Source organism: Rhizobacter sp. P1_G5, assembly GCF_056405435.1.
The window spans coordinates 1-7,426 of record NZ_JBFUCB010000284.1; the positions used below are offsets into that span (position 1 = coordinate 1).

Annotated in this window: 9 protein-coding genes and 1 pseudogene; 1 reads left to right on the forward strand and 9 read right to left on the reverse strand. The window is 65.6% G+C overall.

The annotated features are described in order from the left end of the window. Positions 1-532: DUF3617 domain-containing protein (locus AC1D12_RS19000; RefSeq protein ID WP_477842214.1), on the forward strand; the 532-nt coding region annotated here is incomplete at its 5' end. Positions 533-586: 54 nt separating this feature from the next. On the opposite strand, the gene AC1D12_RS19005 is transcribed toward AC1D12_RS19000, so the two are convergent. From AC1D12_RS19005 to AC1D12_RS19045, 9 genes and pseudogenes are all read right to left on the reverse strand, one after another. After that, positions 587-1,003: a F0F1 ATP synthase subunit epsilon gene (locus AC1D12_RS19005; RefSeq protein WP_047501599.1), complete on the reverse strand. Its 417-nt coding sequence runs from the start codon at positions 1,001-1,003 to the stop codon at positions 587-589. Between the two features lie 15 nt (positions 1,004-1,018). Next, complete coding sequence (gene atpD, locus AC1D12_RS19010) at positions 1,019-2,419, reverse strand: F0F1 ATP synthase subunit beta (protein ID WP_047501597.1); 1,401 nt, start codon at positions 2,417-2,419, stop codon at positions 1,019-1,021. 26 nt (positions 2,420-2,445) lie between these two features. After that, positions 2,446-3,315 carry a F0F1 ATP synthase subunit gamma gene (gene atpG, locus AC1D12_RS19015; RefSeq protein WP_047501596.1) on the reverse strand — a complete coding sequence of 290 codons (870 nt, stop codon included), beginning with the start codon at positions 3,313-3,315 and terminating at the stop codon, positions 2,446-2,448. A gap of 25 nt (positions 3,316-3,340) precedes the next feature. Beyond that, positions 3,341-4,894 carry a F0F1 ATP synthase subunit alpha gene (gene atpA / locus AC1D12_RS19020; RefSeq protein ID WP_047501594.1) on the reverse strand — a complete coding sequence of 518 codons (1,554 nt, stop codon included), beginning with the start codon at positions 4,892-4,894 and terminating at the stop codon, positions 3,341-3,343. Between the two features lie 70 nt (positions 4,895-4,964). Then, positions 4,965-5,498, reverse strand: coding sequence for a F0F1 ATP synthase subunit delta (locus tag AC1D12_RS19025; RefSeq protein WP_477842216.1), 534 nt, complete (start codon positions 5,496-5,498; stop codon positions 4,965-4,967). Between the two features lies 1 nt (position 5,499). Beyond that, positions 5,500-5,970: a F0F1 ATP synthase subunit B gene (locus tag AC1D12_RS19030; protein WP_047501590.1), complete on the reverse strand. Its 471-nt coding sequence runs from the start codon at positions 5,968-5,970 to the stop codon at positions 5,500-5,502. A 52-nt stretch (positions 5,971-6,022) separates the two neighbouring features. Continuing rightward, on the reverse strand, positions 6,023-6,286 hold the full coding sequence (gene atpE / locus AC1D12_RS19035; protein WP_047501588.1) for a F0F1 ATP synthase subunit C: 264 nt from the start codon (positions 6,284-6,286) through the stop codon (positions 6,023-6,025). A 67-nt stretch (positions 6,287-6,353) separates the two neighbouring features. Continuing rightward, positions 6,354-7,199, reverse strand: coding sequence for a F0F1 ATP synthase subunit A (gene atpB / locus AC1D12_RS19040; protein WP_047501584.1), 846 nt, complete (start codon positions 7,197-7,199; stop codon positions 6,354-6,356). Positions 7,200-7,218: 19 nt separating this feature from the next. Continuing rightward, positions 7,219-7,426, reverse strand: a pseudogene (locus AC1D12_RS19045) (ATP synthase subunit I); the annotation flags it as partial.

Sequence of the window (7,426 nt, forward strand, 5' to 3'; positions counted from 1 at the left end):
GGGCCTGCTGTTGTCGTGCCACGGCCTCTGCGTGCAGGCGCAGAGCGCGCCGCCGATCAAGCCGGGGCTGTGGGAGGTGCAGAGCGAACGCCTCGTGAACGGCCAGCCGATGCCCGACATGGCGCAGCGCATGAAGGACATGCCGCCCGAAGCCCGTGCCCGCATGGAGGCGGCGATGAAGGCACGCGGCGGCCCGAACGGCGGCATGAAGATCTGCCACACGAAGGAATCGCTGGACCAGGGCCGCTGGCAGGAGGCGCAGACGCGCTGCAAGACCGATTTCGGCACGCGCAGCGGCAGCGTCTGGAAGTGGCATTCGAGCTGCGGCGAGCCGACCGCCTCGGAGACCGACGGCGAGGTCACGTTCACCAGCCCCGAGAGCTACGCGGTGAAGACCTCGACGACGATGACGATGAAGGGCCAGGCCCGCAGCACGCAGATGACGATGACGGCCAGGTGGCTGGGCAGCGACTGCGGCACGGTGAAGCCGTTCACGCCGCCGGCCGCACCGGCCGCACCCGCGAAGCCCTGAAAGACGAAACCCGCCGGGCTTGCGCCGGGCGGGTTCGTCGTGAGGCCGTGGGCCTTACTTCTTGCGGTACTTGCGCAGCGCGGCGATCTGGGCGGCCAGGGCCACCAGTTCGTTCTGCGCCTTCGCCAGGTCGAGGTCGCTCTTCGCGTTCTTGACGGCTTCCTCGGCGATCTTCTTCGCCTCGGCCGCCTTGGCCTCGTCCAGGTCCTTGCCGCGGATCGCGGTGTCGGCCAGCACGGTGACCGTGCCCGGCTGCACTTCGAGAATGCCGCCGGCCACGAACACGAACTCTTCCTCGCCGGTGTCGGCGCGCAGGATGCGCACCGCGCCCGGCCGGATGCGGGTGATCAGCGGCGTGTGGCGGGGCAGGATGCCCAGCTCGCCGTTCTCACCCGGCAGCGCCACGAACTTCGCTTCGCCGGAGAAGATGGCTTCCTCGGCAGAGACGACGTCGACATGCAGGGTTGCCATGCTGTTTCCTTCGGATTACTGAATCGTCTTCGCCTTGGCGATGGCTTCGTCGATCGTGCCGACCATGTAGAAGGCCTGCTCCGGCAGGCTGTCGCACTCGCCGTTGACGATCATCTTGAAGCCACGGATCGTTTCCTTCAGCGGCACGTACTTGCCCGGCGAGCCGGTGAAGACTTCCGCGACGTGGAACGGCTGGCTCAGGAAACGCTGGATCTTGCGGGCGCGTGCCACGGCCAGCTTGTCGTCCGGTGCCAGTTCGTCCATGCCCAGGATCGCGATGATGTCGCGCAGTTCCTTGTAGCGCTGCAGCGTGCCCTGCACCTGGCGGGCGACGGCGTAGTGCTCTTCGCCGACCACGTTCGGGTCGAGCTGGCGGCTCGTCGAGTCCAGCGGGTCCACGGCCGGGTAGATGCCCAGCGACGCGATGTCACGCGACAGCACGACGGTGGAATCCAGGTGGGCGAAGGTGGTGGCAGGCGACGGGTCGGTCAGGTCGTCCGCAGGGACGTACACGGCCTGGATCGACGTGATCGAGCCGACCTTCGTGGAGGTGATGCGCTCCTGCAGGCGCCCCATTTCCTCGGCGAGCGTCGGCTGATAACCCACGGCCGAAGGCATGCGCCCCAGCAGTGCCGACACTTCGGTACCGGCCAGCGTGTAGCGGTAGATGTTGTCGACGAAGAACAGCACGTCGCGGCCTTCGTCGCGGAACGACTCGGCAATCGTCAGGCCGGTCAGCGCGACGCGCAGGCGGTTGCCCGGCGGCTCGTTCATCTGGCCGTAGACCATCGCGACCTTCGACTCGGGCAGGTTCTCCAGGTTCACGACGCCGGAGTCGGCCATCTCGTGATAGAAGTCGTTGCCCTCGCGGGTGCGCTCGCCGACACCGGCGAACACCGACAGGCCCGAGTGAGCCTTCGCGATGTTGTTGATCAGCTCCATCATGTTGACGGTCTTGCCGACGCCGGCGCCGCCGAACAGGCCGACCTTGCCGCCCTTGGCGAACGGGCACACCAGGTCGATCACCTTGATGCCGGTTTCCAGCAGGTCCTGCGACGGGCTCAGCTCGTCATAGGCCGGCGGCTTGCGGTGGATCGATGCGGTCAGCTCCTGGCTGACTTCGCCGCGCTCGTCGATCGGCGAGCCCAGCACGTCCATGATGCGGCCGAGGGTCGCGCGACCCACCGGCACCGAGATCGCCTTGCCGGTGTTGCGCACCGTCAGGCCGCGGCGCAGGCCGTCGGAAGAGCCCAGCGCAATCGTGCGCACCACGCCGTCGCCCAGCTGCTGCTGCACTTCGAGGGTCAGGGCCGAGCCCTCCATCTTCAGCGCGTCATAGATCTTCGGCATGGCATTGCGCGGGAACTCGACGTCCACCACCGCACCGATGCACTGAACAATTTTGCCGTCAGCCATGTTTCTTCCTTTGAATCAAATCAGGGTCAGACCGCCGCCGCACCGGCGACGATCTCGGACAGTTCTTTGGTGATCGCTGCCTGGCGGGTCTTGTTGTAGACCAGCTTCAGCTCCGCGATGACGCTGCCGGCGTTGTCGGTCGCGGATTTCATCGCGACCATGCGGGCCGATTGCTCCGAGGCCATGTTCTCGGCCACCGCCTGGTAGACCAGGGCCTCGGTGTAGCGCACCAGCAGCTCGTCGATGACGGTCGGCGCGTCCGGCTCGTAGATGTAGTCCCAGCCGTGCGTGCCCTTGTCGACCACCAGGCTGTCGGCCGCGAGCGGCAGCAGCTGGATCACGACCGGTTCCTGCTTCATCGTGTTGATGAAGCGCGTGTAGCACAGGAACACCTGCTTCAGCTTGCCCTCGGCGTACGCATCGAACAGCACCTTGACGGGGCCGATCAGCTTGTCGAGGTGCGGCTTGTCGCCCAGCTGCGTGGCCTGCGAGACCACCTTCGCGCCGACGCGGTTCAGGAAGCCCAGGCCCTTGTTGCCGATGGCTACTGTCTCGGCACCCAGGCCCTGCGTTTCCAGCTCGCGCAGCTTGCCGGTGACGGCACGCAGCACGTTGGTGTTCAGGCCGCCGCACAGGCCCTTGTCGGTGGTCACGACGATGAAGCCGACCGTCTTCGCATCGGCATTGCCGACCATGAACGGGTGCTTGTACTCGGGCGTGGCCGTCGACAGGTTGGCCGCCAGGTTGCGGATCTTCTCGGCGTACGGACGCGCATGGCGCATGCGGTCCTGCGCCTTGCGCATCTTGGAGGCGGCGACCATCTCCATGGCCTTGGTGATCTTCTTGGTGTTCTCCACCGATTTGATCTTGCCGCGTATTTCCTTGCCTGCTGCCATGACGGAGCTCCTTCAGTGGCTGGACTTAGGCGAAGGACTTCTTGAAGGCGGCGACGGCAGTCGACAGCTCGGCTTCGGCTTCCTTGCTCAGCGCCTTCGTGTCCTCGATGCCCTTCAGCAGCGCGGCGTGGCTGGACTTCAGGAACTGGTGCAGGCCGGCTTCGAAGGCCAGGACCTTCTTCACGTCCACATCGTCCATGAAGCCCTTGTTGACCGCGAACAGCGTCGCGCCCATCAGGCTGATCGGCAGCGGCGAGTACTGCGCCTGCTTCAGCAATTCGGTCACGCGGGCACCACGGTCGAGCTGCTTGCGGGTCGCGTCGTCGAGGTCGGAGGCGAACTGCGCGAACGCCGCCAGCTCACGGTACTGCGCCAGGTCGGTACGGATACCGCCGGACTGGCCCTTGATGATCTTGGTCTGTGCCGACGAGCCGACGCGCGACACCGAGATACCGGCGTTGATCGCGGGGCGGATGCCGGCGTTGAACAGCGAGGTTTCCAGGAAGATCTGGCCGTCGGTGATCGAGATCACGTTGGTCGGCACGAACGCGGACACGTCGCCGGCCTGCGTCTCGATGATCGGCAGCGCGGTCAGCGAGCCGGTCTTGCCCTTGACTTCACCCTTGGTGAAGGCTTCGACGTAGTCGGCGTTGACGCGCGCTGCACGCTCCAGCAGGCGGCTGTGCAGGTAGAACACGTCGCCCGGGTAGGCTTCGCGGCCCGGCGGGCGGCGCAGCAGCAGCGAGACCTGGCGGTAGGCCACGGCCTGCTTCGACAGGTCGTCATAGACGATCAGCGCATCTTGCCCGCGGTCGCGGAAGTACTCGCCCATCGTGCAGCCGGAGTAGGCCGACACGTACTGCATCGCGGCCGATTCGGCAGCCGATGCGGCGACGACGATGGTGTAGTCCATCGCGCCATTGGCTTCCAGTGCGCGCACCACGTTCTTGATCGACGATGCCTTCTGGCCGATCGCAACGTAGATGCAGGTCATGTTCTGACCCTTCTGGTTGATGATCGCGTCGATCGCGACGGCGGTCTTGCCGGTCTGGCGGTCGCCGATGATCAGCTCGCGCTGGCCGCGGCCGACCGGCACCATCGAGTCGATGGACTTCAGGCCGGTCTGCATCGGCTGGTCGACCGACTTCCGGGCGATCACGCCCGGGGCGATCTTCTCGATCGGGGCCGACAGCTTCGCGTTGACGGGACCCTTGCCGTCGATCGGCTGGCCCAGCGCGTTGACGACGCGGCCGATCAGCTCGGGGCCGACCGGCACTTCCAGGATGCGGCCGGTGCACTTGACCGTGTCGCCTTCGGAGATGTGCTCGTACTCGCCCAGAATCACCGCGCCGACCGAGTCGCGCTCGAGGTTCAGCGCGAGGCCGAAGCTCGGTTGGTTGTCCTTGGCGGCCGGGAACTCGAGCATTTCACCCTGCATCACGTCCGACAGGCCGTGGATGCGGACGATGCCGTCGGTCACCGAGACCACGGTGCCCTGGTTGCGGATGTCGGTCGAACCGGCCAGGCCTTCGATGCGGCTCTTGATCAGTTCGGAAATTTCAGCGGGATTCAGTTGCATTGCTTTCTCCGGTCCGCGGCACGCTGGCCAGCAGGTTGGAATGCTGTCGCTTCGGGGCGACCCTTGCGGGTCAGGCCGTCAACGCCACCTTCATTTGTTCGAGACGGGCCTTGACCGAGGTGTCGAGCACCTCGTCGCCGACCACCACGCGGATGCCGCCGATCAGCTCGGGCTCGAGCTGCACGCTGGCCGTGAGCTTGCGCCCGAAGCGCTTCTCGAGCGAGGCCACCACAGCCGGCAGCTGGGCAGCATCGATCGGGAACGCGCTGTAGACGGTGGCCTCCGACACGCCCGAGCGCTCGCTGACCAACGCATGGAACTGCACCGCCACCTCGGGCAGTGCGGCCAGGCGTCCGTTCTCGATGACCGCGCGCAGCAGGTTGCGGGTGGTGTCCGACAGCGGCGACTTGACGACCGAGGTGATCACGTCGAACACCTGGTCGACGGTCGCCTTCGGGTTGTCGGCGTACTGGCGCATCTGCACGTTCGCGGCGACGGCCGCGATCGCGTCGAGCTGCTCGGACGCCTGCTTCAGATCGCCCTTGCCGGCAACCTGGAACAGCGCTTCCGCGTACGGGCGGGCGATGGTGGCGAGCTCGGCCATGTCAGAGCTCCGTCTTCAGGCGGTTCAACAGGTCGGCGTGGACGCCGGCGTTGACTTCCTTGCGCAGGATCTGCTCGGCACCCTTGACGGCCAGCGCGGCGACCTGCTCGCGCAGCGCCTCACGGGCCTTCACCGATTCCTGTGCGGCTTCGGCCTTGGCGGCGGCGACGATCTTCGCGCCCTCTTCGCCGGCGCGGGTCTTGGCCTCTTCGACCATCGCCTGGGCCAGGCGCTCGGCATCGGCCAGGCGCTGAGCGGTCTCGTTGCGTGCGGCAGCGAGCTGCTCTTCGACGCGGCGGTTGGCGGCGCTCAGGTCGGCCTTCGCCTTGTCGGCGGCCGACAGGCCGTCGGCGATCTTCTGCGCACGCTCGTCGAGTGCCTTCACGATGGGCGGCCACACGAATTTCATCGTGAACCCGACCAGGATCAGGAACACGATCATCTGCGCGATCAGCGTAGCGTTGATGCTCACGGTGTTGCCTCTGGAACGAATGAGAGGGAGATGTCCGGTGGTCCGGCGCGTCTTACTTCGGCAGGTTGGCGATCTGGGCCAGGAACGGGTTGGCGGTGGCGAACCACAGCGCGATACCGGTGCCGATGATGAACGCCGCGTCGATCAGGCCGGCCAGCAGGAACATCTTGGTCTGCAGTTCGTTCATCAGCTCGGGCTGGCGAGCGGCCGACTCGAGGTACTTGCTGCCCATGATGCCGATGCCGATGCAGGCGCCGATGGCACCCAGACCGATGATGAGGCCGGCGGCGAGGGCAACAAAGCTAATGACTTCCATGGTGACTCCTGTTGAGGTTTGGTAGAAAAAACGAACGAAAGAAGAAAGAACGATCTGCCGCGAAAGATCAGTGGTGGTCGTGCGCCTGGCCCACGTAGACGAGGGTCAGCATCATGAACACGAAGGCCTGCAACGTGATGATCAGGATGTGGAAGATGGTCCACACCGAACCGGCCAGCAGGTGGAGCAGGAACAGCGCGACGCCGGTGCCCGACAGGCTCCAGGCACCACCCAGCAGCGCGATCAGCATGAAGATCAGTTCGCCGGCGTACATGTTGCCGAACAGCCGCATGCCGTGCGAGACGGTCTTCGCGACGAACTCGATCAGCTGCATCGCGAAGTTGACCGGGTACAGGAACCACTTGTCGCCGAACGGGGCCGAGAACAGCTCGTGCACCCAGCCGCCGGCGCCCTTGATCTTGACGTTGTAGAACAGGCAGACCAGCAGCACGCCCAGCGACAGGCCCATCGTGATCGACAGGTCGGCGGTCGGCACGACGCGCAGGTACGGCAGGCCCAGGGTGTGCTCGTTGACCCACGGCAGCAGGTCGACCGGCAGCATGTCCATCGCGTTCAGCAGGAAGATCCACACGAAGACGGTCAGCGCGAGCGGCGCGACCATCCTGCGGCTCTGCGCGTTGTGGACGATGCCCTTGGCCTGGCTGTCGACCATCTCGACGAGGATCTCGACGGCGGCCTGGAAGCGGCCCGGGCGGCCCGACGTGGCCTTGCGTGCGGCCAGCCACAGCAGCCAGCAGCCGACGGCACCGAGCAGCACGGTGAAGAACAGCGAATCGAGGTTGATCACCGAGAAGTCGACGACCCCTTCCTGGTGCTTGTTCTGCAGATGGTGCAGGTGGTGAATGATGTATTCACCGGCGCTTGGGGCGTGCTCTTGGCCTTCGGTCGTCATTCGTGAAACCCTGTATCCATCAACGGCGGCGCCACAGCAGCGCCAACCAGTTCACCTTCATGCACACCACCATCGTGACCAGCAACACCGGCCAACTGAGGTTGGGCACAACTTTTGCTGCAATCACCAGCATCGCGATGGCAACTGCAATCTTCAACATTTCCCAGAACATGAAGCCGACGGCCACGGCCACCGGGTTTCCTGTTCCTCGGGTCATTCCCCTGGCG

What these genes read in the sequence shown, in the direction of transcription:
- AC1D12_RS19005 (WP_047501599.1), bottom strand. Translation starts at nt 1,003, where the DNA reads ATGGCAACCCTGCATGTCGACGTCGTCTCTGCCGAGGAAGCCATCTTC.
- atpD (WP_047501597.1), bottom strand. Translation starts at nt 2,419, where the DNA reads ATGGCTGACGGCAAAATTGTTCAGTGCATCGGTGCGGTGGTGGACGTC.
- atpG (WP_047501596.1), bottom strand. Translation starts at nt 3,315, where the DNA reads ATGGCAGCAGGCAAGGAAATACGCGGCAAGATCAAATCGGTGGAGAAC.
- atpA (WP_047501594.1), bottom strand. Translation starts at nt 4,894, where the DNA reads ATGCAACTGAATCCCGCTGAAATTTCCGAACTGATCAAGAGCCGCATC.
- AC1D12_RS19025 (WP_477842216.1), bottom strand. Translation starts at nt 5,498, where the DNA reads ATGGCCGAGCTCGCCACCATCGCCCGCCCGTACGCGGAAGCGCTGTTC.
- atpE (WP_047501588.1), bottom strand. Translation starts at nt 6,286, where the DNA reads ATGGAAGTCATTAGCTTTGTTGCCCTCGCCGCCGGCCTCATCATCGGT.
- atpB (WP_047501584.1), bottom strand. Translation starts at nt 7,199, where the DNA reads ATGACGACCGAAGGCCAAGAGCACGCCCCAAGCGCCGGTGAATACATC.